This is a genomic window from Olleya sp. KKT75 (genome assembly GCF_055635485.1).
On record NZ_CM145759.1, the window covers coordinates 1,784,944 to 1,811,830 of the forward strand.

22 protein-coding genes are annotated in these 26,887 nt (G+C 32.8%); all 22 read left to right on the forward strand.

The window, feature by feature from the left end; translation table 11 throughout:
- Positions 1–2: 2 nt before the first annotated feature.
- The 22 genes from ACZ2G2_RS07830 (at position 3) to tsaB (ending at position 26,887) form a co-directional block, all read left to right on the forward strand.
- Positions 3–2,294 carry an NADP-dependent malic enzyme gene (locus tag ACZ2G2_RS07830; protein WP_090836384.1) on the forward strand — a complete coding sequence of 764 codons (2,292 nt, stop codon included), beginning with the start codon at positions 3–5 and terminating at the stop codon, positions 2,292–2,294.
- A gap of 61 nt (positions 2,295–2,355) precedes the next feature.
- Positions 2,356–2,937 carry a Holliday junction branch migration protein RuvA gene (gene ruvA / locus ACZ2G2_RS07835; RefSeq protein ID WP_090836382.1) on the forward strand — a complete coding sequence of 194 codons (582 nt, stop codon included), beginning with the start codon at positions 2,356–2,358 and terminating at the stop codon, positions 2,935–2,937.
- Positions 2,938–2,943: 6 nt separating this feature from the next.
- Positions 2,944–10,146, forward strand: a complete 7,203-nt coding sequence (gene sov, locus ACZ2G2_RS07840; protein WP_470391749.1) for a T9SS outer membrane translocon Sov/SprA — start codon at positions 2,944–2,946, stop codon at positions 10,144–10,146.
- 63 nt (positions 10,147–10,209) lie between these two features.
- Positions 10,210–10,590: a glycine cleavage system protein GcvH gene (gene gcvH / locus ACZ2G2_RS07845; RefSeq protein ID WP_090836378.1), complete on the forward strand. Its 381-nt coding sequence runs from the start codon at positions 10,210–10,212 to the stop codon at positions 10,588–10,590.
- Positions 10,562–10,954 carry a VanZ family protein gene (locus tag ACZ2G2_RS07850; protein WP_272022327.1) on the forward strand — a complete coding sequence of 131 codons (393 nt, stop codon included), beginning with the start codon at positions 10,562–10,564 and terminating at the stop codon, positions 10,952–10,954. Before gcvH ends, ACZ2G2_RS07850 begins: the two co-directional genes overlap by 29 nt.
- 57 nt (positions 10,955–11,011) lie before the next feature.
- Positions 11,012–11,737, forward strand: coding sequence for an energy transducer TonB (locus tag ACZ2G2_RS07855; RefSeq protein ID WP_090836374.1), 726 nt, complete (start codon positions 11,012–11,014; stop codon positions 11,735–11,737).
- Between the two features lie 113 nt (positions 11,738–11,850).
- Positions 11,851–12,660, forward strand: coding sequence for an energy transducer TonB (locus ACZ2G2_RS07860; RefSeq protein ID WP_470391750.1), 810 nt, complete (start codon positions 11,851–11,853; stop codon positions 12,658–12,660).
- A gap of 113 nt (positions 12,661–12,773) precedes the next feature.
- The gene (locus ACZ2G2_RS07865; protein ID WP_470391751.1) at positions 12,774–14,906 is read left to right on the forward strand and encodes a gliding motility protein RemB; all 2,133 of its coding nucleotides are present in this window, start codon (positions 12,774–12,776) and stop codon (positions 14,904–14,906) included.
- A 98-nt stretch (positions 14,907–15,004) separates the two neighbouring features.
- Complete coding sequence (cyoE, locus tag ACZ2G2_RS07870; protein WP_090836368.1) at positions 15,005–15,898, forward strand: heme o synthase; 894 nt, start codon at positions 15,005–15,007, stop codon at positions 15,896–15,898.
- Between the two features lies 1 nt (position 15,899).
- Entirely contained in the window at positions 15,900–16,484 is a 585-nt protein-coding gene (locus ACZ2G2_RS07875) for a cytochrome c oxidase subunit 3 (RefSeq protein ID WP_101201956.1), read from the forward strand.
- 121 nt (positions 16,485–16,605) lie between these two features.
- A complete protein-coding gene (locus ACZ2G2_RS07880; RefSeq protein ID WP_470391752.1) occupies positions 16,606–17,604 on the forward strand; it encodes a cytochrome c oxidase subunit 3 in 999 nt (332 codons plus the stop codon).
- A 21-nt stretch (positions 17,605–17,625) separates the two neighbouring features.
- Entirely contained in the window at positions 17,626–18,006 is a 381-nt protein-coding gene (locus tag ACZ2G2_RS07885; RefSeq protein WP_101201954.1) for a cytochrome C oxidase subunit IV family protein, read from the forward strand.
- Between the two features lie 88 nt (positions 18,007–18,094).
- The gene (locus tag ACZ2G2_RS07890; RefSeq protein ID WP_101201953.1) at positions 18,095–18,811 is read left to right on the forward strand and encodes a hypothetical protein; all 717 of its coding nucleotides are present in this window, start codon (positions 18,095–18,097) and stop codon (positions 18,809–18,811) included.
- A 10-nt stretch (positions 18,812–18,821) separates the two neighbouring features.
- Positions 18,822–19,568, forward strand: a complete 747-nt coding sequence (locus ACZ2G2_RS07895; RefSeq protein ID WP_470391753.1) for an SCO family protein — start codon at positions 18,822–18,824, stop codon at positions 19,566–19,568.
- A 48-nt stretch (positions 19,569–19,616) separates the two neighbouring features.
- Positions 19,617–20,165 (forward strand): DUF420 domain-containing protein, encoded by a 549-nt coding sequence (locus ACZ2G2_RS07900; RefSeq protein ID WP_470391754.1) that lies wholly within the window; start codon positions 19,617–19,619, stop codon positions 20,163–20,165.
- A 50-nt stretch (positions 20,166–20,215) separates the two neighbouring features.
- Positions 20,216–20,440, forward strand: coding sequence for a hypothetical protein (locus ACZ2G2_RS07905; RefSeq protein ID WP_470391755.1), 225 nt, complete (start codon positions 20,216–20,218; stop codon positions 20,438–20,440).
- A 109-nt stretch (positions 20,441–20,549) separates the two neighbouring features.
- Positions 20,550–21,251, forward strand: a complete 702-nt coding sequence (locus tag ACZ2G2_RS07910; protein WP_470391756.1) for an ABC transporter ATP-binding protein — start codon at positions 20,550–20,552, stop codon at positions 21,249–21,251.
- On the forward strand, positions 21,244–22,473 hold the full coding sequence (locus ACZ2G2_RS07915) for an ABC transporter permease (protein WP_470391757.1): 1,230 nt from the start codon (positions 21,244–21,246) through the stop codon (positions 22,471–22,473). The genes ACZ2G2_RS07910 and ACZ2G2_RS07915 overlap by 8 nt, the downstream gene beginning before the upstream one ends.
- A gap of 2 nt (positions 22,474–22,475) precedes the next feature.
- Positions 22,476–23,714: an ABC transporter permease gene (locus tag ACZ2G2_RS07920; protein ID WP_470391758.1), complete on the forward strand. Its 1,239-nt coding sequence runs from the start codon at positions 22,476–22,478 to the stop codon at positions 23,712–23,714.
- Positions 23,715–23,773: 59 nt separating this feature from the next.
- On the forward strand, positions 23,774–24,892 hold the full coding sequence (locus ACZ2G2_RS07925) for an efflux RND transporter periplasmic adaptor subunit (RefSeq protein ID WP_470391759.1): 1,119 nt from the start codon (positions 23,774–23,776) through the stop codon (positions 24,890–24,892).
- A gap of 1 nt (position 24,893) precedes the next feature.
- Positions 24,894–26,213: a TolC family protein gene (locus ACZ2G2_RS07930; protein ID WP_470391760.1), complete on the forward strand. Its 1,320-nt coding sequence runs from the start codon at positions 24,894–24,896 to the stop codon at positions 26,211–26,213.
- 2 nt (positions 26,214–26,215) lie between these two features.
- On the forward strand, positions 26,216–26,887 hold the full coding sequence (gene tsaB, locus ACZ2G2_RS07935) for a tRNA (adenosine(37)-N6)-threonylcarbamoyltransferase complex dimerization subunit type 1 TsaB (protein ID WP_101201946.1): 672 nt from the start codon (positions 26,216–26,218) through the stop codon (positions 26,885–26,887).

A 26,887-nucleotide genomic window follows, 5' to 3' on the forward strand; every position in this document is an offset into this window, starting at 1 on the left:
TTATGAGCAAACAAAGCAAACGCAGAGAAGCTTTAGTATATCATGCAAAGCCAAAACCTGGTAAAATAGAAGTTATTCCAACAAAAAAATATGCAACACAACGGGATTTAGCATTAGCATATTCTCCAGGTGTAGCAGAACCGTGTTTAGAAATAGAAAAAGACGTTAATAACGTTTATAAATATACAGCAAAAGGAAATTTAGTAGCAGTTATATCTAACGGTACAGCTGTTTTGGGATTAGGAAATATTGGTCCTGAAGCATCAAAACCTGTTATGGAAGGTAAAGGATTGCTTTTTAAAATATTTGCAGACATTGATGTTTTTGATATTGAAGTTGATACAGAAAATATCGAGGAATTTATTCAAACTGTAAAAATGATTGCTCCAACTTTTGGAGGAATTAATCTAGAAGATATTAAAGCGCCTGAAGCTTTTGAAATTGAAAGACGTTTAAAAGAGGAATTAGATATTCCTGTAATGCATGATGATCAACATGGAACGGCAATTATTTCTGCAGCAGCATTATTAAATGCATTAGAGCTTTCAGAAAAGAGCATAGAAGACGCAAAAATAGTAGTAAGTGGTGCAGGTGCAGCAGCAATATCTTGTACGCGTTTGTACTTAGCATTTGGTGCAAAACGCGAAAATGTGGTGATGTTGGATAGTAAGGGTGTGATTAGAAATGATCGCGATAACTTAACATCTCAAAAAGCAGAATTCGCAACGCATCGTAAAATTGATACGTTGGATGAGGCTATGGTAGATGCAGACGTTTTTGTTGGTTTATCTACTTCAGACATTGTTAGTCCATCCATGTTATTAGCAATGGCTAAAAACCCTATTGTATTTGCTATGGCTAATCCAGATCCAGAAATAGGATATGATTTAGCAATTGCAACACGTAAGGATATTATCATGGCTACAGGAAGAAGTGACCATCCTAATCAAGTTAATAACGTGTTAGGTTTTCCTTTTATTTTTAGAGGTGCTTTAGATGTTAGAGCAACTAAAATTAATGAAGCAATGAAAATGGCAGCTGTAAAAGCGTTAGCAGATTTAGCTAAAGAAGCAGTTCCAGAACAAGTAAACATTGCTTACGGAGAAACACGTTTGACATTTAGTAAAGAATATATTATACCTAAACCTTTTGACCCACGTTTGATAGCAACAGTGCCTCCTGCAGTAGCACGAGCAGCAATGGAAAGTGGAGTAGCAAAAGAACCTATTGAAGATTGGGCTAAATACGAAGAGCAATTATTAGATAGATTAGGTAATGATAATAAAATTGTAAGATTATTATTAAACAGAGCAAAATTAGACCCTAAACGTGTTGTTTTTACAGAAGCAGACTCAATAGATGTTTTAAAAGCAGCTCAAATTGTTTATGAAGAGGGGATTGCAATTCCGATTTTATTAGGAAGAAAGGATGAGATTGAACGTCTAAAAGAAGAATTAGAGTTTGATGCAGATGTTGAGATTATTGATCCTAAGTCTGACGAACAATTAGAACAAAAAAATAAGTATGCTAATATTTATTGGGAGCAACACAAAAGGAAAGGTGTTACAAGTCTTTTAGCAGAAAAAATAATGAGAGAGCGTAATTATTACGCTGCAATGATGGTTAACGAAGGTGATGCAGATGCATTAATTTCTGGATATTCTCGTAGTTACCCATCAGTAGTAAAACCTATGTTGGATCTGATTGGTTTAGCACCTGGTTCTACTAGAATTGCAACTACCAATGTTATGATGACGCAACGTGGCCCTATGTTTTTAAGTGATACCGCTATTAACATTAACCCTTCAGCGCAAGATTTAACTAAGATTGCACAAATGACAGCAAAAGTGGTTAAAATGTTTGGAATGGAGCCAGTAATGGCTATGACATCATATTCTAATTTTGGATCGTCAAAAGATCAAACGGCAACTAAAGTAAGAGAAGCCGTATCTTATTTGCACAAAAGACATCCAGATTTACTAGTGGATGGAGAGTTGCAAACAGATTTTGCATTAAACAGTCAAATGTTAATGGATAGTTTTCCATTTTCTAAACTTGCAGGAAAAAAGGTTAATACTTTAATTTTCCCTAATTTAGAATCGGCTAACATTACATATAAGTTATTAAAAGAACTTAATAAGGCAGAGTCAGTTGGTCCAATTATGATGGGTATGCGCAAACCAGTGCATATTTTACAATTACATGCTAGCGTGGATGAAATTGTAAATATGACAGCTATTGCGGTTATTGATGCTCAGCAAAAAGAAAAGTTAGAACAAAAAGCTAAAAAATAGAAGCATTATTTGATACAAATAATTTTCTTACATTTGGAGGCTTAATAGTAAAAAAAAACGAATGATTACACATATACAAGGTAAATTAGTAGAAAAAAATCCGACGGATGTCGTTATTGATTGTAATGGTGTTGGGTACTTTTTAAACATTTCCTTGCATACGTATTCTCAAATACCGGAACAAGAAGCTTTAAAATTATATACGCATCTTCAAATTAGAGAAGATGCGCATACATTATATGGTTTTGCTTCTTTAGCCGAAAGAGAGCTGTTTCGCTTACTTATTTCTGTAAGCGGTATTGGTGCTAATACTGCACGAACAATGTTGTCTTCTTTAACACCAAAACAAATTAGAGAAGGGATAGCAACCGAAGATGTTGCATTAATTAAATCAATAAAAGGAATCGGAATAAAAACTGCTCAACGAGTAATTATAGATTTAAAAGATAAGATCCTTAAAATCTATGATATTGATGAAGTTTCTGTTACTAAGAACAATACAAGCAAAGATGAAGCGTTATCAGCTTTAGAAGTACTTGGTTTTGTTAAAAAACAAGCCGAAAAAGTTGTGGATAAAATTGTCATGACTCAACCAGATGCTAACGTAGAAACAATTATCAAACTAGCCTTAAAAAATTTATAATATATTTTGAAGACAGCTCAACTTAGTTTTTATAAATCCCTTAAACATTTTTCTCTAACTGCATTTGCATTGTTAGTGTCTGCCTTGTCTTTTGGACAGGACGATAACCAAACAGAGCAAGATAGTACTAGTACAGGCTTTAGTCTTGGGACTATTAATATGCCTAACCCAACTAGTATTGAATCTAAATATACTTATGACCCGGTAACCGATCGTTATATCTATACAGAGTCGGTTGGACAGTTTAATATCAATTACCCTGTAATTTTATCACCACAGGAGTATCAGGATTTAGTTGCAAGACAAAATCAAAAGGCCTATTACAAAGATAAAATTGATGCTTACGAAGGTAAAAAAGGAGGCTCAGAAGAGGCTCAAAAAAATCTTATTCCTGAGTTTTATGTAAACTCTAGTTTTTTTGAAAGTATTTTTGGTGAAGGTCCAATTTCAATAGTACCACAAGGTACCGTAGAAATGGATTTGGGTGTATTGTTTACAAAACAAGATAATCCCTCATTTTCACCCAGAAATAGACGTAACTTTTCTTTTGATTTTGACCAGCGTATTAGTTTAAGTATGTTAGGTAAAGTTGGATCTAGATTACAAGTTAATGCAAACTACGATACACAATCTACTTTTGATTTTCAGAATTTAATTAAATTAGAATACGCACCTACAGAGGATGATATTATTCAAAAAATCGAAGTTGGTAACGTTAGCATGCCAATTAATAACTCTTTAATTTCTGGAGCACAAAGTTTATTTGGTGTTAAAACACAATTAAAATTTGGGAAGACAACTATCACTGGAGTCTTTTCTGACCAACGTTCAGACGCTAGATCGGTAACTGCAGAAGGTGGTGGTACTATTGATGAGTTTGAGTTTTTTATTAGAGATTATGATGAGAATCGTCACTTTTTCTTAGGACAATACTTCCGTAATAATTATGATAAAGCTTTAGAGAATTATCCTTTTATAAATAATAATATTCAAATTACAAGAATTGAAGCTTGGGTAACTAATAGAAGTAATCGTACTGAAAATGTAAGAAACTTTGTGGCTTTCCAAGATTTAGGAGAAACTAGTGTTGTGGGTAATCCTGGCGTTGCAATTACGGGTGGTCCAAATGCATTTCCGGATAACGGAAATAACGGTCTAGATCCAACCAATATTGGTAATGCTGGATCACAATTAAATAACGCAGTAAGAGATATTGCTACGGTTCAAAATGGTATTTCAATTTCAGGTTTTAATGAAGGTTTTGATTATGCTAAACAAGAAAATACTAGAAAATTAACTGAAGGACAAGAATTTACTTTAAATACTCAGTTGGGTTACATTTCGTTAAATCAACGTCTTAATAATGACGAAGTTTTAGCAGTAGCATACCAATATACGGTTGGTGGGCAAGTGTTTCAAGTTGGAGAATTTGCTAATGATGGTATTGGTGCAACGGATGTGGATGTAGATAGTTCAGGTCAGGTTATAAACGTTACCAATAACGCCTTAGTACTAAAACTGTTAAAAAGTAGTATTACTAGTGTTTCTCAGCCTATTTGGGATTTGATGATGAAAAACGTGTATGACACAGGCGCATACCAATTAACACAAGAAGATTTTAAACTTAATATATTTTATAACGAATCTGCACCTTTAAATTATATTACTCCAGTAGAAGGGACACCATTTGGAGTCGATTTTAATGGAGAAGCAATTGAGCAAACAACATTATTACGTTTATTTAATTTTGATAGATTAAATTATAATAATGATCCGCAAACTAACGGTGATGGATTTTTTGACTTTGTTTCAGGGATAACAGTAATACCAACAAATGGTAAGATTGTGTTTACCAAGGTCGAGCCTTTTGGACGTTATTTATTTGATGTTTTAGATAATGATTCTAATGCAGGAAATAACGCGACGGATTATGAGGGCGATACTTATGCCAATGCCAATCAAGAAAAGTATGTTTATGATTTACTATATAAAGCAACTAAAACAGCTGCCTTAGATGAAAGTCAGAAAAATAAATTTTTAATAAAAGGACGTTATAAATCTTCGGGTGGAGATGGGATTCCTATAGGTGGGTTTAACGTGCCAAGAGGATCTGTTCAGGTTACTGCCGGAGGACGTACATTAGTAGAAGGACAGGATTATACAGTAAATTATCAGTTAGGACGTGTTTATATAATTGACGAAGGTTTAAAAGCATCTAACATTCCTATTCAAGTTTCTACTGAAAACAATTCTATTTTCGGACAACAAACAAAACGTTATACAGGTTTAAATGTAGAACATCAGTTTAATGAAAAGTTTGTAGTTGGAGCCACTTATTTAAATTTAAATGAACGTCCAATTACTCAAAAAGCAAATTACAATAGCGAGCCTATCAATAATACAATGTTTGGGTTGAATGCTAATTTTTCTTCAGAATTACCATTTTTATCACGCTTAGTAAATAAACTTCCAAATATTGATACGGATGCGCCATCTAACATTTCTGTTAGAGGAGATTTTGCTTATTTGTTGCCAGGTGCTCCAAAAGGTACTGATTTTAATGGTGAAGCAACTGCTTACATAGATGATTTTGAAGGAACACAAAACGGAATAGATCTTAAGTCTGCTCAATCTTGGAGCATTTCAAGTAGACCTCTAAATATAAATGGAACTGGTTCTTTTGATAATAATGGTATCGAAAACGGATACGGTAGAGCAATGCTTAACTGGTATACTATTGATCCAATTTTTTATGGAAGTCAGCGTCCTTCAGGAATTTCAGACGACGATATGTCTAGTTTATATACTAGTCGTGTTTTTGTTAATGAGTTGTTTCCTGAACAAGACATTGCACAAGGACAAACCTCTGTTTTAAACACATTAGATTTATCGTATTACCCACAAGAACGTGGACCTTATAATTTTGAGCCAGGAACAGAAAGTGGAACAATCTCCAATCCAACAGCAAGTTGGGCAGGGGTGACGCGTCAAATAACATCAACGGATTTTGAACAAGCAAATGTTGAGTATGTGGAGTTTTGGTTACAAGATCCTTTTCAAGAAAATGCATCAAATCAAGGAGGTAAATTATTTATTAATTTAGGTAATATTTCTGAAGATGTACTTAAGGATGGTCGTAAACAATATGAAAATGGTTTACCTCAAGATGGTAACATTAGTTTGTTACCACAAACAGATTTTAACTCTGTAGTGCCACAAAACCAAGCTTTAATTTATGCATTTGATACAAATGGTCAAGAGCGTACAAATCAGGATGTCGGTTTTGATGGATACAATGATGCTGAGGAGGCAGCTAATTTTCCAGCAGGTTTTGCAGGTTTGCCGGATCCAGCCAACGATAATTATAATTACTATTTAAATGGAGATGGTAACTTATTTGAGAGATATAAACTGTACAATGGATTAGATGGAAATTCACCTGATACATTTAGTGATACCAATAGAGGGTCTACAACTCAACCCGATGTAGAGGATGTCAATAGAGATAATACAATGAATACTATTGATAGCTATTTTGAGTATGAAGTTGAAATAACGCCTGCCACTTTAAATATTGATAACGAATATATTGTTGATACTAAAAACGTAACAGATAATAATAATCCTAGAGTATTACCTAATGGTGATACAGTATATCCAAAATGGTACCAGTTTAGAATTCCGATCCGCACGGATGATGAGTTTGTTGTAAATGGAATTACGGATTTACGTTCTATTAGATTTACAAGACTTTATTTAAATGGGTTTGATCAAAGTACAACTTTACGATTTGGTTCTTTAGAGTTAGTTAGAAGTGATTGGAGACGTTACCAGTTAGCCTTAGATGGTGGGCCAACACCATTAGATTTTGATGATACAGATTTTACTGTTGGTGCAGTTAGTACACAAGAAAATGATGGAAGTTATGTGTCGCCACCTAGTGTTGTTCCAGAACGATTAAATAATAATAACACTATTGTAAGACAAAACGAACAAGCTCTTGTTGTTGATGTTTGTGATTTAAACGTTAAAGACTCTAGAGCCGTATTTAAAAACATTAATATAGATATGCGTCAGTATAAAAAGCTACGTATGTTTATGCACGCTAGAGATGGAGAAACACCTGGTTTAACAGATAATGATTTAGTTGGTTTTATCAGAATGGGTAACGATTTAACAGATAATTATTATCAAATAGAAGTACCATTACAAGTGTATAATGGAGGTGCGACAGCAGAAGCATATTGGCCTGAAGCCAATGAGATAAATATTGATTTAGAAGTTTTACAACGTATTAAATCTTTAGGAATTACTAACCAAACATTAGCAGATGGTACTGCTAATTTTTATGATGTTGTTGGTAGTGATCTTTTACCAGTACCCGACCAATATGGAGGATATGTAACAGGACAACAACGTGTAGCTATTAAAGGAAATCCTAATTTTGGAGATGTAAGAACTTTAATGGTTGGTGTAAAAAACGGAACACAGGTTGTACAATGTGGAGAGGTTTGGTTTAACGAGTTACGTTTATCAGAGTTAGATAACGAAGGCGGTTGGGCAGCAATAGTAACAGTAGATACACAATTAGCAGATTTTGCAAGTGTTAGTGCAACGGGTAGAATGAGTACAGCTGGATTTGGTAGTGTTAGTCAAGGTCCAAGCGAGCGTAGTTTGGAAGATGTAAAACAATACGATGTATTAACCAATGTAAATGTTGGTCAGTTATTACCAAAAAAATGGGGAATTCAAATCCCATTCAGTTACGGTCAAGGAGTAGAGGTTATAACGCCTAAGTTTGATCAGCAATACGAGGATATCGAGTTAGATACGCGTTTGGCTGAAGCCGAAACCAGTTTAGAAAGAGAGCAAATACTAGAACAGTCAGAAGAATATACTAAGCGTAAAAGCATAAACTTTATAGGGGTTAAAAAATCTAGAACTGGAGATAGTAAACCGCGTTTCTATGACGTGGAAAATCTAACATTAAACTATTCTTATAATAAATTAGAACATCGCGATTTTGAAATAGAAAGAGCTGTTGATAAACAAGTAAGAGCAGGTGTTAATTATGCTTATAATTTTGAACCTAAAATTATCGAGCCTTTCAAGAAAAATGATTCATTATTTACAGGTAAATATTGGAAGTTCTTAAAAGATTTAAACTTTAATGCCTTACCATCTAGTTTTACAGTAAATTCAGATTTAAGCAGACAGTTTAATCGTCAAAAATTTAGAGATTTAGATTTAGCAGAAGGTAACATTGGATTAGAAGAATTGTATAGAAGAAATTACACATTTGATTATCAATACAATGTTAATTGGAGTTTAACAAAGTCGCTTCAAGTCACTTATTCTTCAGCAAATAATAATATTGTAAGAAACTATTTTAAAGACAATATTATTAATGGAGAACCAGATCCGTTATTAGATGTTTGGGATGGCTTCTTTGATTTTGGAGATCCAAATCGTCAACAACAACAAATAGGGATTAATTATGAGTTGCCATTTAATAAAATTCCAACTTTAAGTTTTATTAGAGCGACGTATTCTTATTCAGGGTTATTCCAATGGCAAAAAGGGTCTGATTTATTTGGAAACCTTGTCGGGGATGATGGTAACACATACAACCTAGGAAACACTATTTCTAACGGAAACACACATAATATTAATTCAACTTTAGACATGAATAAGTTGTATAAATATTTAGGTATTACTACAAAGAAGAAAAGAAAAACAAATAAAGTTGCTAGAGGTTCTAGAAATAGTGCGCCACCAACTACTGCAAAAGGAAAAGCAGAGGCAACTACAAAAAAGAAGGGTAGTGGTATTGGTTCTAAAATTGGTGATGTTGGAATTGGTTTATTAACTTCAGTAAAAAGAATACAAGCAGTTTATAGTGAAACTAACGGTACGTATTTGCCTGGTTACTTGCAGACACCTGGATTTTTCGGAACAGCTAAACCTACGGTAGGTTATACCTTAGGAAGTCAAAGTGATGTTAGAGATTTAGCAGCAAGAAATGGATGGTTAACTGTATTTCCAGATTTTAATCAACAATACACAACTAACCAAACAAAGCAATTAGATTTATCTGCAAACTTAGAACCGTTTAATGATTTTAAAATTGATTTAGTTGGGTTTAGAACGTATGCCGAAAACTATACAGAAAACTACCGTATTGAGAATGATGAGTATTTATCATTAACACCTAATACTTATGGAAACTTTAGTATCTCATCATTTACTTTACCAACAGCATTTGGTAAGAGTGATGAATCGGGATCTCAGGCATTTAACGATTTTAGAGAAAATAGATTAGAAATAGCACGACGTTTAGCTGTTCAAAACGGTTCAGATCCGGATGATGTTGATGCAGATGGTCATCCTAAAGGATTCGGTAAAACTAGTCAACAGGTATTACTACCGGCGTTTGTAAGTGCTTACACAGGTCAAGATTCTAAGAAGACTAAATTAGGAGCGTTAAGAAATGTACCAATTCCAAACTGGGATATTAAATATTCTGGTTTCATGAAAATGAAATGGTTTAAGAAAAAATTTAAACGTTTCTCTTTAACACATGGATACCGTTCAAGCTATAGTATTGGTCAGTTTAGAACTAATCTTGATTTTGATGGTATTGATTATGGATTGGATTATGATTCGCAACCAAATGAAGATTTAGATCAAGCAGGAAACTTTAAAAGCGAACATTTATATAGTAGTGTAACACTAACAGAGATGTTTAGCCCATTATTCCGTTTTGATATGGAAATGAAAAATTCGGTTAGAGTCTTGTTAGAAATGAGAAAAGATAGAATGTTGTCATTAAGTTTTGACAATAATTTAATGACAGAAATATCAGGGAATGAATATGTCGTTGGTTTAGGATATCGTATTAAGGATGTAACTTTTAATTCAAATTTAACTGGTACTAAAACTAAAATCGTGTCTGATTTAATTATGTCTGCTGATGTTTCTGTTAGAGATAACAAAACAATTATTCGTTATTTGGATTTGGATAATAATCAAATTACAAATGGACAAACTATTTGGGGGCTTAAATATAACGCGGAATATGCGTTTAGTAAAAACCTAACAGGCTTATTCTATTTTGATTATACCTTCTCAGAATATGCTATTTCTACTGCTTTTCCACAAACAACTATTCGTTCAGGAATGACATTAAGATATAATTTTGGAAATTAGCATTTCAATGTTTGAACTTAACGTTCATTTAAATACATTTGTAACTCAATTAAAAAATATATAATGAACATACCATCAGATTTAAAATACACTAAAGATCACGAGTGGATTAAAATAGAAGGAGACCAAATTACAGTTGGTATCACAGATTTTGCACAAAGTGAGTTAGGAGATATCGTATACGTTGAAGTAGAGACTTTAGACGAAACGTTAGAAGCAGAAGAAGTATTTGGTACAGTAGAGGCAGTTAAAACTGTGTCTGACTTATTTTTACCTGTTTCAGGAGAGATTGTTGCTTTTAATGAAGCTTTAGAAGACGAACCAGAGAAAGTTAATTCTGATCCTTATGGTGAAGGCTGGATGGTTAAAGTAAAAGTGACAGATGCCTCTCAATTAGAAGGTTTAATGTCTGCTGATGACTACAAAGCTCTTATTGGTGCGTAAACTGTTGCCATTTATCAGTTTAGGGTATACTGTGGTTATAATAGTGTTAAGTTTAGCAACTATACCTGATATTTCCATCATACCTGATAACAACGATAAAGTTAATCACGCAATAGCACATTTTATATTTGTTGGGTTATGGTTTTTATCCTTTTATTTTTATTTAAATAAAAGTAAGAAACAAGCCTTGAAAATGGCTTTTATAAGCGCTTTTCTATTTGGCATAGTAATTGAAATATTACAGCATACACTAACAGAAAGTAGGCAAGCCGATTATAAAGACGTTATTGCCAATGTAGTAGGTGCGCTTATTGCGGTCTTAATTATTAATTTACTAACACTGAGTAAAGTTAAAAACGACTAATAGCTTGTTTTTTTAACAAATAAATAGTTATTTTAGCATTCAGTAAACAAAAAAGATATGGAATCTAAAAAAAATACAAAAGCAAATGTAGGACGTAACAGTTCTCTTTACGTGGCAGTAGGACTAGCTTTAATGCTTTTTCTATCTTACGTAACACTTAATTACACGACAACTGATAAGTCCGATATTGATATAGGAATGTTAGTGTTTGATGATAATGATGAGGATGATGTGCCAATTACAGAGATTTTGAATACACCACCACCACCACCACCACCACCAGCAGCTCCAGAAGTTATTGAGGTAGTAGAAGATGAAGAAGATGTAGTGGAAACAGAAGTAATGTCTACAGAAACAACTCAAGAAGAAGTTGTGGAAATTGAAGTTGCGGATGTAGAGGTTGAAGAAGTTGAAGAAGATGTAGATGTACCGTTCTCTATTATTGAAAACGTACCAGTGTATCCAGGATGTGAAGGTGCTGGAAACAATGACGCAAAGAAAAAGTGTATGTCTGAAAAAATCGGAAAATTTGTTAGAAAGAATTTTAATGCTGACTTAGCACAGGATTTAGGTCTTGATAGTGGTATTAAAAGAATTAACGTAGGGTTTAAGATTGACAAGACTGGTAATATTGTAAATATTCAAGCAAGAGCACCACACCCTAAATTAGAGCAGGAAGCTAAGCGTATTATTGCTAAGTTACCTAAAATGAAACCAGGTAGACAAAGAGGTAAAGCAGTAAATGTACCTTACGGATTACCTATTACATTTAAAGTAGAGTAAAAGATATTTCCATATATATTTAAAGATCCCGTTACAGCAATGTAACGGGATTTTTCTTTTTGGTATAATTGTTGATATTTTCTCATAATATTAACGTTTAAACTATAGATATTATGATGATTTCAAGTAAAAAAGAAAGTTTTAGTAAAAAAGTTGAAGAAAACGTAAGGAAACCTCAAAAAAAGGATGTTAACCTAAAAACTAACACAGCATTATATTTCCAAATTGGATTAATAATGTGTTTGTTAGCTGCGTATGGTGCATTGGAGTATCAATTCGAAACAAAAGATTTTAAAGTGCCTGTTACTGCAAAAGCTGACGTTGAAGAGGATTATATGTTTGCTCCTGTTATTTCTGTAGCGCCTGATGCTGTAGAGACTTCAGAGCCTGTATCTAAACAACCTGTGCGTCCAGATAACGTAACAATGGTGCCAAATGATACTCCAGATGAAAAAATCACAGAACAAAATTTAATTTCAGATATTGTTCACGCAACTAAACCAGTAGGCACAAAACCCTCTTTAGATGAAAAGTCATTAGTCGTTATAGAACCAGAGGAGGAAGTGCATATTAATTTTGTTGAAAAGGTACCCGTTTACCCAGGATGCGAAAGTGCTAATAGTAATGATCAGCGTAAAAAATGTATGTCTAATAAATTAGCTAAATTAATTAAGAAAAAATTTGATAGAAATTTAGGTGCTGAGCTTGGTTTAAGAGAAGGTGTGCAACGTATATATGTTAATTTCAGAATAAATAAATCTGGAATTGTTGAGATTATGAGTACACGTGCACCGCATAAGGATTTAGAAAAAGAAGCAAATCGTGTGGTGGATAAAGTGCCACAAATGAAACCAGGGGAGCAAGGTGGTGAGCCAGTTTCTGTTTTGTATTCTTTACCAATAATTTTCGAAGTAAAATATTAAGTTAAAATCAGTAATATTTAAAGTCGTTATCTTTTTTAGATAACGACTTTTTCAGTTTTAAAGCGTTAATAAAAAGCAGTATCTTTCGGCTAAATTTAAACTTCCAACTAAATATGAAAACTTTCATTTTAGGACTATTTATAATGTTTTCTACGTTGTCTTATGGACAAGATACAACTGTATATCAAGTGTCTCCTCGTTTTGAAAATTGTCAAGAAACGGATTTAAAACAATTAGATCATTGTTTTAATCAAGAAGTATATAAAGCTTTATATGCTCAGTTTAATTTGCCAGAATCAGTTAAGAGGGATTACATTGGAGAAATAGCAGTTATTTTTGAAGTTACTAAAGATGGTCTTTTTAAAACTATTTATGTTGATGCTCAGAATTCAGCTTTAAAAAAAGAGACGTCTCGTGTGTTTTCTGCTTTTCCTAAAATTAAACCTGCTACATATAATGGTAATCCAACGTTTAAGCAATATAGTATGACGTTGTATTTTCCATTAAACGAAAATAACATACCAAGTAATGTTATTGTTACTTCGGCTACGACCGATACTGATATGATTGTTAACCCAATTGAAGAATTGACAGTATTGCAACAAAAAGCAAAACAAGAGTTTGATAGTGTTCAAAAATCATTAGTTAAATACACAGACAAAGCATATAAAAGTCAGGTTAATGTTCCGTTTTCTCATGAAAATTATTCAAGATTTGATCAAGACGTTAATAGAATAGGTACTAATAATCATACAGCTTCAAAACCGTACAGGTATGAAGAGGTGTCTAATTATTATGATTTTGAGGACGAAAATGAGGCGCTTCAGAGGACATCTCAGTCATGGGCTGGGCGTAAGTTATGGAACGAGCATTTAGTGCAGTTAGAAAGTAAAGACTATTGGTTAACTATAGACCCGATTTTAGATTTACAATTAGGGAAAGATACAGATGCCGATTTTAGTTACACTTACAATAATACACGTGGGGCATACATTCAAGGAGGGTTGGGTAACAAGCTTAGTTTTTCTGCATCGGTTTACGAAAGTCAAGGTCGTTTTGCACAATATTATAATCAATATGCAGAAAGTTTAAAAGCATTTGGTCCTGATCCAGCAATTATTCCTGGTCGTGGAATTGCAAAACGATTTAAGGAAGATGCCTATGATTATCCTGTTGCCGAAGCCTATTTATCTTATTCTCCAGCTAAGTTTTTAAATATTCAATTTGGACACGGTAAACAGTTTATTGGAGATGGTTATAGAAGTTTATTGCAAAGTGACGTGTCTAGTCCATATCCATATTTAAAATTGAATACTAAATTTTGGAATATTAAATACACCAATACTTGGACGTGGCTAAAGGATGTACGCGATGATGTTACACTTGATAAAGCTTTTAGAACAAAATATATTGCCAACCATTACTTAAGTTGGAACGTTACTAAGCGATTTAATTTAGGTTTATTTGAATCTGTAATTTGGGAAAATAGTAATGATCGTGGTTTTGATATTAATTATTTAAATCCGTTAATCTTTTTTAGAGCTATAGAATTTGAAACTGGTCAAGGTGCAGGAAATGCTATTTTAGGAGCATCAGGGAAATATAAATTAAGTGATAATGCTAACGTATATGGTCAATTTATTTTAGACGAATTTTCGTTAAGCGATGTTACAGGAGGTAATAAAAGTTGGAAAAACAAATATGGGTTTCAGTTAGGCGCAAAATGGTACAATGCATTTAAGACGAAAAATCTAATGCTTCAAGCAGAATATAACCAAGTCAGACCATATACGTATTCTCACAACACCATTGTTTTAAACTATGCGCATAACAATCAGCCCATGGCTCATCTTTGGGGCGCAAACTTTAGAGAGTTAGTATTAATTGGGCGTTATCAAAAAGAACGTTGGTTTGGAGAAGCTAAGATGATTGCAGGGATAAGAGGTTTTGATGTAAACGACGGAACTGATAATTTTAGTTACGGTGGAGATATTTATAGAAATTATAATGACAGACCATTTGATACAGGCGTTACTATAGGCCAAGGTATAAAAACAACTACCTTAAATGCGAGTGCTCAATTGGGGTATTTAGTTAATCCGGCTTCTAATTTAAAAGCATTTGTTAATTTAAGTTACCGTAACTATAATCCAGAAGCAGAAACCCCTTCGGTTTTAAATAATAGTACGGTTTGGATTAATTTTGGTGTCAGAACTGATTTGTTCAATTGGTATTTTGATATGTAAATCAAGGATATCCATTACACTATAAAAACCTTGCGCTTTTTTTATGCTAAATAGTCAATTAGCAGTATCTTTGCATCAGCAAAAAAAATAGCGTTGGTTTGAGTACAACAGCAACACCCACAATAAAACATACAGTTATATCAGATTTTAAAGAAATCACAAAGATGCGCTTGTCTTTAAGTGTCGTGTTTTCGTCAGTTGCTGGTTATTTTTTAGGAGCAGATACCATTAGTTTAAAAATTGTTTTACTTCTATCTCTAGGAGGTTATTTTATGGTTGGTGCTAGTAATGCATTTAATCAAATTATCGAAAAAGATTTAGATGCTTTAATGCATCGTACGCAAAACAGACCAGTTGCTTCTGGACGCATGACAGTAAATACGGCATTTGCAATTGCATGTATATTTACCATTTTAGGGATTGCAATTTTATATACTATTAATGCGCAGACAGCCATGTTTGGAGCAATATCAATATTTTTATATACTAGTGTTTATACGCCATTAAAAACAAAAACACCATTATCTGTTTTTGTTGGAGCTATTCCGGGAGCTATTCCTTTTATGTTAGGTTGGGTTGCAGCAACAGATGATTTTGGTATTGAGTCTGGGACATTATTTGCTTTACAATTTTTCTGGCAATTCCCGCATTTTTGGGCAATTGGATGGTTTTTATTTGAAGACTATAAACGTGGTGGCTTTTTTATGTTACCAACAGGAAAACAAGATAAAGGGACTGCGATACAAGTGTTGTTATATACTATTTGGACTATTTTAGTGTCAATTGTACCAGTGTTTGGTGTAACGGGACAACTAAAGTTATCTGTAGTAGCAGCAATTATTGTATTTGGTTTAGGCTTGATGATGTTGTTTTATGCTATTAAACTGTATAAAAACATGACTGAAAAAGCAGCAAAACAATTAATGCTATCAAGTGTATTATACATTACATTAATACAAATTGTATATGTAATTGATAAATTTATAAGATAAAATGGATTTAACTCAAGGGACTTTAGAAGAGAAAACTGGACGTGCAAAAAAAATGATGCTTTACTTTGGTATAGCGTCTTTAATCATGTCTTTTGCAGGATGGACAAGTGCTTTTATTGTAAGTAGCTCTAGACCAGATTGGCTTCAGGATTTTACAATGCCTCAGCCATTTTGGATAAGCATTATTATTATGATTGTTAGTAGTCTAACATTTATGGCAGCTAAAAAAGCGCTATTAAATGGTAATAAGGGGTTAACTACCGCAATGTTGATTACTACATTTTTATTAGGATTATTTTTTGTGTACAATCAATTTAGAGGATTTAATCAGATAATCGATTTAGGTTATAATTTTACAGGACCAACAAGTAACATTACCGTAACGTATATTTACTTAATTGCAGTAGTGCATATTGTACATGTTGTAGTTGGGTTGATACCTGTTTTGGTTGTGTTAGTCAATCACTTACGTGGAAAATATTCCGCAGAAAACATTGTTGGATTTGAGTTAGCTTTAACCTTTTGGCACTTCGTAGATTTGCTTTGGATTTATCTATTTTTCTTCCTATACTTTTTTCTAAACTAAATAAAATAGATACAATAAGGCCAAAAAGCTTATTTAGATAGTATAAAATTAGAGTTTGCTATTTTTTTAACTGAATAAATTGATTATTTTTGTGCCACATTTTAACAACTAATTTAACACTATGAATACTACAGTTGCAACTACTGATACAGATGGAAAGACTTGGGGAGGTGGTAATGAACCGCTAAAAGCAAGTTATGGTAAGATGATGATGTGGTTTTTTATCGTATCAGATGCATTAACATTCTCAGGTTTTTTAGCAGCCTACGGTTTTTCAAGATTCAAATTTATTGATGCTTGGCCAATTGCAGATGAAGTTTTTACGCACATACCATTTTTTCATGGAAACTATCCAATGATTTATGTAGCGTTTATGACGTTTGTTTTAATTATGTCTTCCGTAACAATGGTATTGGCTGTTGATGCTGGTCATCACATGAATAAGAAAAAAGTAACATGGTACATGTTTCTTACTATTATTGGTGGTATAATATTCGTTGGTTCTCAAGCTTGGGAATGGAATACTTTTATTAAAGGAGATTTTGGTGCTGTTCAAACTAAAGGTGGTAACATATTACAGTTTGGAGAGTATGTAACCATAGATGGCGAAAAAACATTTAAACGTGTCGCTATTTCAGATTTTACTACTGCTGCGCATACAGATAGAGTAGACCATGAACGTAAAAACGGATTATGGTTTGTTGGAGAAGGTACGTTACCTGCTTACCAAGTCTCAGACGTTGTTAAAGGTATGGAGGCTAACACTAATGTTTTAGTTAGAACTCAAATTATTAATGAGGAAGGTGAGAAGACTATCTTATCTAGAGCAGAATCTTTAAAGCAAATCAAAAACAACGGTAAAGCTGTTGTGCAAGGTGCAAACCTTCAAGTTAACGAATACGGTTCACCATTATTCGCAGATTTCTTTTTCTTTATAACAGGATTTCACGGATTTCACGTTGTATCGGGTATTGTTTTAAACATCATTATTTTCTTTAATGTTGTTTTAGGAACATACGAAAGACGTAAGAGTTACGAAATGGTTGAGAAAGTTGGACTTTACTGGCACTTTGTAGATTTAGTATGGGTATTTGTATTTACATTCTTCTACCTAGTTTAATAAAAATAGAAAAGACATATCATGGCAGACGCACATAAATTAGAAATATTTAGAGGTTTAGTAAAGTTTAAATCTAACACTCAAAAAATCTGGGGAGTATTAATCTTATTATCTATTATTACAGCTGTAGAGGTTGTATTAGGTATCTATAAGCCATCATGGGGAGCTAGTATGGTTTTAGGGATGAAACTATTAAACTGGATCTTTATTATACTTACAATAGTAAAAGCATATTATATCACTTGGGACTTCATGCACATGCGTGATGAATTACCAGGATTAAGACGTGCGGTAGTATGGACAGCTATTTTCCTGATCTGTTACTTAGTCTTTATCTTATTACAAGAAGGTGGTTACGTTTTTGACGTATATGACAAAGGATTTATCAAAAGAGATTTCTAGATTGAAATCAGTATAATATATAGTTAAAAAGGTGGTTTATTAAAGCCACCTTTTTTATTTTTGTATTTTAAAAAACACCGCAAGTATTATGGACAAAAAGAATGTAAAAAAAGGTATTGTTTTAAGTGTTTTGTTTTTTCTTCCTGTTATCTTTTTATTGTTTTTGTATCCATCTACAAACAATTACAATCCATTAGAAGTAGTTAAAAATAATGTGTTAGACATTCAAAATTTAACGTCAGCAAATACAGATGTTCAATTAGAAGATCATATTACTGTATTAACTTTTTTAGGTAAAGATCCAGAAGCCTTAGTTGTAGAGTGTTCTAATTTAAAAGAATTGATTTACGATAAGTTTCAAGGTTTCAAAAAATTTCAAGTTATTTCTCTGGTGTCTAAAGATGCAGAAGAAGCTGCCTCTAGGCTAAGAAAAGAGTTGACTAAATACGGGGAGCTTAAGTATTGGAAGTTTGTTCAGTTAGATGATTCTGATACCAGAAAAATGTTTAATAGTTTACGCACTAGTGAGGTGTTAGATTTTAACTTAGCCACAAGCAAAGCTTTTATAATTGATAAAGAACTAAACCAACGTGGACGTCTAGATAGTCGTACTAAAATTGAAAAGGAAAAAGGGAGAGAAGCTTATCCGCTTACAGCATATAATGCATCAGAAGTATCAGAGCTTAAAAATATAATGGGTGCTGATGATTTACGTGTGTTGTTTACAGAGTATAGACAAAAACGTAAAGGTGAGTTTAACTCAGCTTCAAGACGTGCAGACGATTTAAAAGGAGACACAAAATAATATAGGGACAATGAGCAAAAAAGCAAATTATTCGTACATAGGGATTTCATTTATTATTTTATTATTTGGTATTATTTTCGTGCCAAGAATAATAGAACGCATAAATAGTGGCGATATTAGTCGCACTGATGAGAGTAGAAGTGAGGGCTTGGTTGTTAATGGTAAGAAAGCAGTTAAAGGTAAATCTGATTTAGAGTATTTGATTATTAACGGGCAACGTAAAAAAGTCCCTGAATTTAGTTTTACGGATCAAGATGGTAAAACCATTACTAATAAGGACTATTTAGGGCAAGTGTATGTTGTTGATTTCTTTTTTACAACGTGTCCAACTATTTGTCCTAGAATGAGTAAAAACTTGGCTCTTATTCAAGATGCATTTAAAGACAACCCGGACTTTGGGATTGCTTCATTTAGTATTAATCCAGAAAATGATACACCAGAAGTTTTAAAAACATACGCTGTAGATTACGGTGTGACAAGTGCTAATTGGCATTTAATGACTGGCACAAAAGAAGATATTTATAAGTTGTCAAATATTGGATTTAATATTTTTGTTAATATTGAAAATTTTGAGCATTCAGGAGATTTCGCTTTAGTAGATAAAGAAGGGTATTTACGTTCTAGAAAAGATAGTTTTGGTAACCCGAAAATATTTTATAAAGGTGTTATAAGTGAGCAAGAAAAAGTTGATGAAGATGGTGTTGAACAAGAAATTACAGCTTTAAAACAAGACATTGCAAAATTATTAAACGAGTAAACTGTTAGATATTTCTGGAAATTTTCAGAGTTTCATAAACTTTTAGATATGAGTAATTTAGAAAACATACAAAACGAAAAAAAGTATAATAAGTGGATTGTTGCATTATCTGTAATAATTCCAATTGCAGTTGCAATACTTTTTACTATTAAGCTAAGCGATTTTGGGCTTAATGTAAAACCCTTAACGTTTTTGCCTCCAATATATGCTGGTATTAATGCATTAACAGCTATTCTGTTGGTGCTTGCTTTTGTAGCAATTAAAAAAAAGAATATAGTACTTCATGAAAAATTAATGAAAACAGCTATTGGTTGTTCGGTCATTTTTTTACTTATGTATGTTGCGTATCACATGACTAGCGATTCTACTAAATTTGGTGGAGAAGGAGCTATCAGAACTGTTTATTTTATTATATTAATAACTCATATTGCATTATCTATTGTTGTTATTCCTTTTGTGCTAATAACTTATGTTAGAGCAATTACTAATAATATAGAACGTCATAAAAAAATAGCAAGAATAACATTTCCGTTATGGTTGTATGTAGCTGTAACAGGTGTTATTGTGTATTTAATGATTTCGCCTTATTATATTTAAATGTATACTGTCATGCTAGGTGTAGTTGAAGTGTCATCAAAAAAATAAATATGAAAACAAAAGCAATCTTTTTTCTAGTCTCTTTTTTCTTTATTGTAAAAAGTTCAGCACAATGTGCTATGTGTAGAGCTGTTTTAGAGAATGAGGAAGGTCAGAAAGCAGCTAAAGGTATTAATGATGGTATTGTGTATTTAATGTCTATACCATATATTTTAGTATTTGGACTTGGGTTCTTTATTTATTGGAAGTTTTTTAGAGTTAAAAAACAGGCGTAATATTCAAATAACAACATTTAACATAAAATTTCGATAAATGTTGTAACAATTTCCATCCTTTGTAGTCTAATGTGTATTGAGTTACTAATCAATCAAAAAAACCATCATTATGCTCAAAATAAGTAAACTACATAAATCGTATCCAATTGGCGATTCTAGTCTTCATGTTTTAAAAGGAATTGATTTATCTGTAGAAGAAGGAGAAATGGTGGCAATCATGGGGTCTTCGGGTTCTGGAAAATCTACATTGCTAAATATCATAGGGATGTTAGATGAAGCTGATGAAGGCGAATACATTTTAGATAATGTACCTATTAAAGATCTTACCGAGAAAAAAGCAGCTATTTATAGAAATAAGTTTTTAGGATTTATATTCCAATCTTTCAATTTAATAAATTACAAAAACGCTTTAGATAATGTGGCTTTGCCATTATATTATCAAGGTTTAAAACGAAAAGAGCGTATTGAAACAGCCCTATTTCACTTAGAAAAAGTAGGTTTAAAAGATTGGGCACACCACTTACCAAAAGAACTTTCTGGAGGTCAAAAACAACGTGTCGCTATTGCAAGAGCATTAGCAGCAAATCCAAAATTATTATTGGCTGATGAGCCAACAGGAGCTTTAGATACAAAAACCTCTCATGAGATTATGGATTTTATTCAATCTTTAAATGATGAAGGTAAAACAATCTTGATGGTAACGCACGAAGAGGATATTGCAAGCATGTGTAAGCGTATTGTGCGTTTAAAGGATGGTATAATAATGGAAGATACTTTTGTGGAACAGGTTAGAGCTTCAGATTATGTTTGATAGAGACCTTTGGCGCGAGATATTTCAAAGTATTAACATGAATAAAACCAGAACGTTATTATCTGGTTTTACAGTAACGTTTGCTATTTTGTTATTCGCTTTGCTTTTTGGTATTACAAATGGATTATTAAATACGTTTGATAATGCATTTGTGGACGATGCTAAAAACTCTATATTCATTAATTCAGGAAGGACATCAAAAGCTAGTAACGGTTTGCAAGCGGGACGACAAATTCAGTTTGAAAATAAAGACCAAAAATGGATTGAAGAGGAGTTTGATGGAAAAGTACAGTACATTACTTCTAGAATTTACATTAACGTTACTGCCACTTTTAGAAACGAAAAAAGTAGTTACAGTGTTCGTGCTGTAAATCCAGATCACCAATTTTTAGAAAACACAAAAGTTACTTACGGGCGTTATATAAATGAATCTGATATAAAAAACAAAACCAAAGTAGTTGTTATTGGTCGTTTAGTTGAAGAAGATTTGTTTCTTAAAACGACAGCAATTGGCAAGTATATTAATCTTAACGGAATACAATATAAAGTTGTCGGTATTTTTGAAGATGATGGTGGAGATAATGAGGAACGTTACATTTATATGCCTGTATCTACAGCACAACAAATTTATGGTAACAATGACCATATAGATCAAATTAACTTGACTTATAATCCAGATATGGATTTTGATGCGGCTATTGGTTTTAGTAATCTATTGACAAGAAAACTTAAAGACCGTTTTATGGTGTCTCAAAATGACCAACGTGCCATTAGAGTACGTAATTTGGCTAACGAATCTAAAGCGGTAGACCAAATGACTTTTATTTTAGGGATTCTAGTATTGGTTATTGGTTTTGGTACTTTAATAGCCGGGATTGTTGGGATTAGTAATATCATGATTTTTATAGTTAAAGAACGTACTAAAGAAATAGGAATACGTAAAGCTTTAGGGGCTTCACCAAGTTCTATTATCTTAATTATCCTTTTAGAATCTATTTTAATTACCATTATAGCCGGATTTTTAGGCTTGTTTTTGGGTATGGGAATCTTAGAATTAATAGGGCCTAGTTTAGAAGACTATTTTATAAAGGATCCTTATGTAAGTATAAACCTTGTAATTGGAGCCACATTTACGCTGATTGTTGCAGGAGGTTTAGCGGGTTATTTACCAGCTAAAAAAGCATCTAGAATTAAACCAATTGTAGCACTAAGAAACGATTAACTATGCGATTTTTATTAGAGAGAGATACTTGGCAAGAGGTTTTTGATAGTTTAGGTAAAAATAAACTTCGAACTGCATTAACTATGGTTGGTGTATGGTGGGGGATTTTATTACTTATTGTATTACTGGGTTCTGCACGTGGGATAGAAAACTCATTTAACAGACTGTTTGGTAGTTTTGCTACTAATAGTGTATTTGTATGGGCACAAAGTACAAGTAAGCCATTTAAAGGCTTCCAAGAAGGTAGACAGGTGCAACTTAAAATTACCGATGCTAAAAAAATCGAGGATAATGTTGAAGGGATAGAATTTGTAGTGCCAAGAAATAGAAATCAAGCATTGGTTGTACATAACTTTTTATCTGGAAACTTTAGTGTTAGTGGAGATTATCCACTACTAGATCAAGTTCAGAAAAAGAAAATGATTCAGGGTCGTTTTATTAATCAAACAGATATTGATGAAAACCGAAAAGTAGTGGCTATTTCGGAAGAAATATACAAACAGATTTTTGAGAAAGATGCAGAAATGATTGGCGAGTATATTCAACTTAATGGTATGAATTTTAAAGTCATTGGTATGTTTGAAACGGGAGGTAATATGGGACCGTCGGATGACATGAATATTCCGTTTACCACTTTTCAGCAAATCTATAATATGGGAGGTAATATTGGTTGGATGATGATTACTGGTAAACCAGATTATGATATTTCTCAAATTGAAGCAGATGCCAAATTAATATTACGAAATTTAAATAAAGTCCATCCTGAAGATAATCGTGCGTTTGGAAGTTTTAACCTAGGTAAAGAGTTTGAGAAAATTACAGGATTTTTAACTGGTATGCAGTTTCTAACGTGGTTTGTGGGTATAGCAACATTATTTGCAGGCGTTTTTGCTATTGGAAATATCTTATTAATTACCGTTAGAGAACGAACAAAAGAAATTGGAGTGCGTCGGGCACTTGGTGCAACCCCTTTTGAGATAAAAAGACAAGTTGTGTTAGAGGCAATATTTATAACATTAATAGCTGGCTTATTAGGTATTATTACAGGAGGTTTAATTTTGATGTTAGTGGATACCCTCTTTGGTCAAGGTCCAGAAGCGGTCTTGGTAAATGCATCTGTATCTATAACTGTTGTTTTTATAGCATTAACAATTTTAATAGTTCTAGGGACATTAATAGGACTAATACCAGCATTTAAGGCAACAAGTATTAAGCCCATTGATGCATTAAGAGAAGAGTAATTTAAGTAGTATAACAAACCAATAAATATATAAAGTCAACCAAGAAAACTATAAATAAAATGAAAAAAACAATAAAAATAATTGTAATTCTTGCTTTGGTAATAGCACTTGTTATGGTGTTAAAGTATTTCAAAGATTCTAATTCAAAGTCGGTTGAAGATTTTAAAACTGCAACACCTTTTTATACTTCAATTAATACAAAAACTGTAGCCACAGGTAAATTAAATCCTGAGGAAGAAGTAGAACTTAAACCACAGATATCAGGGATTATTGACAAAATCCTTGTAGAAGAAGGAGATGTAGTTAAAAAAGGAGATGTGATTGCAAAAATTAGAGTTGTGCCTAACGAGCAGAGTTTAGTAGGAGCAAGTAGTCAAATTTCTAGTGCTAAATTGTCTTACAATAATTCTAAAACAATATACGATCGTAATAAAACCTTATTTGATAAAGGTGTAGTTTCAAGACAAGATTTTGAGAATAGCGAGTTGGCTTTAAATCAAGCGCAAGAGACGTTAAGTCAAGCACAAAATAATTATCAAATTATTAAAAGAGGATCGTTGTCTGGTGGTGGATCTGCCAATACTAATATTATAGCACTTATACCTGGTACTGTACTAGAAATTCCGGTACGTGAAGGGGACCAAGTTATTGAAAGTAATAATTTTAATGCTGGGACAACTATTGCGACTATTGCAGACATGAGTAAGATGATTTTTGAAGGTAAAGTAGACGAAGCAGAAGTTGGTAAGTTAGAGGAAGGTAAAGACATTAAAGTTATTTTAGGTGCCATTAACGAAAAAGTGTTTCCAGCAAAATTAACCTTTGTAGCGCCTAAAGGTATGGAGGAAAATGGAGCAGTTCAATTTACTATAAAAGCAGATGTAACTGTGGAACCATCAACTAAAATTAGAGCTGGTTATAGTGCTAATGCTGAAATAGAAATGGAAAGCAGAGATAGTACTTTGGTTATAAAAGAATCTTTACTACAGTTTAATAGAATTACTGAAAAGCCATTTGTTGAAATTGAAAAGGAAGATGGTAAATTTGAAAAGAAAGATGTAGAATTAGGATTGTCTGATGGGATTAATGTCGAAATCAAGGATGGTGTTGAAGAAGGTGATAAAATCAAAGTTTGGAATAAAGCATCAAAAGAAGATAACGATGAAGACGAAGACTAATATGAAACAGATAACGTATTTAATTTTGCTGTTAATAGGTTTTTCAGCAACAGCGCAAGACAAAAAATGGACATTACAAGAGTGTGTAACGCACGCTTTAGAGAATAACATATCCGTATTACAAGGTCAAAACACGTTGTTATCTAATCAGCAAGATATTATAGCTTCAAAGGGTCAGTTTTTACCTAGTGTAAGTGGTAGTGCTGGACACAGTTTGTCAATAGGTAATACAGAAATATTTCCGGGTCAGTTTGTCGATAGGACATCTAACAGTTCAAATATTAGTGTGTCGGCAAGTCAAACAGTCTTTAATGGTTTTAGACTGACTAACCTTTACAAACAGTCACAATTAAACCTAGAAACTAATACTTTAGAGTTAAACCGAATTAAAGATGATATTTCTTTAAATGTGGTTAATGCCTATTTAAATGTGCTGTTTAATATCGAAAATCTTGAAATCGCTGAAGCACAGTATGGATTTACAGAAAAACAGTTAAAACAGGTACAAGATTTAGTGGACGCAGGTGTGCAACCTCAAGCTAATATTTATGATGCACAGGCAACATTAAGTAGAGATTTACAAAGTGTAACTGTGGCTCAGAATAATTATGATATTTCATTATTAACGTTATCTCAACTATTACAAGTGCCTTATAAAGGTTTTGATGTCCAGGTAATGGAGGTTAATGATCCGTCTGCGGAATTAATGTATGATGATGCTACCCCTATTGTAGCGTATGCATTGGCTAATAGATATGAGGTTAAAGTTGCTGAAAAGAATATTGAAAATGCAGAATTGTCTACAGATATTTCAAAAAGTGGATTTTTACCATTTATTTCAGTAGGTTATGGGTTTGGATCTAATGTGTTTTATACCAACTTAATTCAAACTGAAAACACGTTTTTTAATCAGTTAAACGATCAGAAAGCGCATAGTTTTAGATTAAACATTAGCATTCCGATTTTTTCTCAATTTCAGAATAAAACCAATGTTGCTAAAGCTAAAATACAAGAAGAGAATGCTAAGTTAAGTTTAGTGCAAACTAAATTGTCTTTAGAAGCTAATGTGCAACGTGCATTTACAGATGCAAAAGCAGCTTTTAGATCTTATGAAGCAGCTAAAGTGAGCCTTGAAGCGCAAAATATTGCATTTCAAAATGCACAAGAGCGTTATAATATTGGGGCTATGAACGCATTTGATATAGAGCAAACAAGACTACGTCTAGTAAACGCTGAAGCGTCTTTAGTAAATGCTAAATATGATTTTATTTTTAAAACAAAAGTGCTAGATTTTTATCTAGGTAAACCAATAACAGAATAAAAGTGGCGTATATATTAAATATAGAAACTTCAACTACAAACTGCTCGGTCTCTCTTTCTAATAAAGGGGAGACTTTGGTGTTAAAAGAAGATTATGGTAATGGGTATTCTCATGCAGAAAAACTGCATGTCTATATTGAGGCTGTTTTAAAGGAAGCAAATATTACTTCAAGTCAATTAGAAGCTATTGCGGTAAGTAAAGGTCCAGGGTCTTATACTGGTTTACGTATTGGTGTTTCGGCAGCAAAAGGATTGGCCTACGCTTTAAATATCCCCTTAATATCAATATCTACTCTAGAAGCATTAGCGCATCAAGTAAGTGCTGATTCAGGTTGTATTGTACCTATGCTTGACGCTAGACGATTAGAAGTCTATTCTGCTATATTTGATAAAGATTATAATGTAGTAAGAGCCATAGAAGCTCAGATATTGAATGAAAGTGCTTTTGAGAAAGAGCTAGCTTCAGGTAAGGTTTACTTTGTTGGAGATGGTGTAGAGAAAACAAAAATACTTTTAAATAGCCCTAATGCTATTTTCATTGAAAACAAGTTGCCGTCTGCAGATCAAATGAGCGCTTTAAGTTTTAATAAGTATAAAAAAAGCGACATCGAAGATGTCGCCTATTTTGAGCCTTATTATTTAAAAGATTTTGTTGCAATAAAATCTAAAAAATAA

Bases quoted from the DNA above. Each gene is read 5' to 3' on its own strand.
- ACZ2G2_RS07895 (WP_470391753.1), top strand. From the start codon at position 18,822: ATGAGCAAAAAAGCAAATTATTCGTACATAGGGATTTCATTTATTATT.
- ACZ2G2_RS07875 (WP_101201956.1), top strand. From the start codon at position 15,900: ATGGATTTAACTCAAGGGACTTTAGAAGAGAAAACTGGACGTGCAAAA.
- ruvA (WP_090836382.1), top strand. From the start codon at position 2,356: ATGATTACACATATACAAGGTAAATTAGTAGAAAAAAATCCGACGGAT.
- ACZ2G2_RS07850 (WP_272022327.1), top strand. From the start codon at position 10,562: ATGACTACAAAGCTCTTATTGGTGCGTAAACTGTTGCCATTTATCAGT.
- ACZ2G2_RS07890 (WP_101201953.1), top strand. From the start codon at position 18,095: ATGGACAAAAAGAATGTAAAAAAAGGTATTGTTTTAAGTGTTTTGTTT.
- ACZ2G2_RS07910 (WP_470391756.1), top strand. From the start codon at position 20,550: ATGCTCAAAATAAGTAAACTACATAAATCGTATCCAATTGGCGATTCT.
- ACZ2G2_RS07885 (WP_101201954.1), top strand. From the start codon at position 17,626: ATGGCAGACGCACATAAATTAGAAATATTTAGAGGTTTAGTAAAGTTT.
- ACZ2G2_RS07865 (WP_470391751.1), top strand. From the start codon at position 12,774: ATGAAAACTTTCATTTTAGGACTATTTATAATGTTTTCTACGTTGTCT.
- ACZ2G2_RS07900 (WP_470391754.1), top strand. From the start codon at position 19,617: ATGAGTAATTTAGAAAACATACAAAACGAAAAAAAGTATAATAAGTGG.
- gcvH (WP_090836378.1), top strand. From the start codon at position 10,210: ATGAACATACCATCAGATTTAAAATACACTAAAGATCACGAGTGGATT.
- ACZ2G2_RS07855 (WP_090836374.1), top strand. From the start codon at position 11,012: ATGGAATCTAAAAAAAATACAAAAGCAAATGTAGGACGTAACAGTTCT.
- ACZ2G2_RS07880 (WP_470391752.1), top strand. From the start codon at position 16,606: ATGAATACTACAGTTGCAACTACTGATACAGATGGAAAGACTTGGGGA.
- ACZ2G2_RS07915 (WP_470391757.1), top strand. From the start codon at position 21,244: ATGTTTGATAGAGACCTTTGGCGCGAGATATTTCAAAGTATTAACATG.
- ACZ2G2_RS07930 (WP_470391760.1), top strand. From the start codon at position 24,894: ATGAAACAGATAACGTATTTAATTTTGCTGTTAATAGGTTTTTCAGCA.
- ACZ2G2_RS07860 (WP_470391750.1), top strand. From the start codon at position 11,851: ATGATGATTTCAAGTAAAAAAGAAAGTTTTAGTAAAAAAGTTGAAGAA.
- ACZ2G2_RS07920 (WP_470391758.1), top strand. From the start codon at position 22,476: ATGCGATTTTTATTAGAGAGAGATACTTGGCAAGAGGTTTTTGATAGT.
- ACZ2G2_RS07905 (WP_470391755.1), top strand. From the start codon at position 20,216: ATGAAAACAAAAGCAATCTTTTTTCTAGTCTCTTTTTTCTTTATTGTA.
- ACZ2G2_RS07830 (WP_090836384.1), top strand. From the start codon at position 3: ATGAGCAAACAAAGCAAACGCAGAGAAGCTTTAGTATATCATGCAAAG.
- ACZ2G2_RS07925 (WP_470391759.1), top strand. From the start codon at position 23,774: ATGAAAAAAACAATAAAAATAATTGTAATTCTTGCTTTGGTAATAGCA.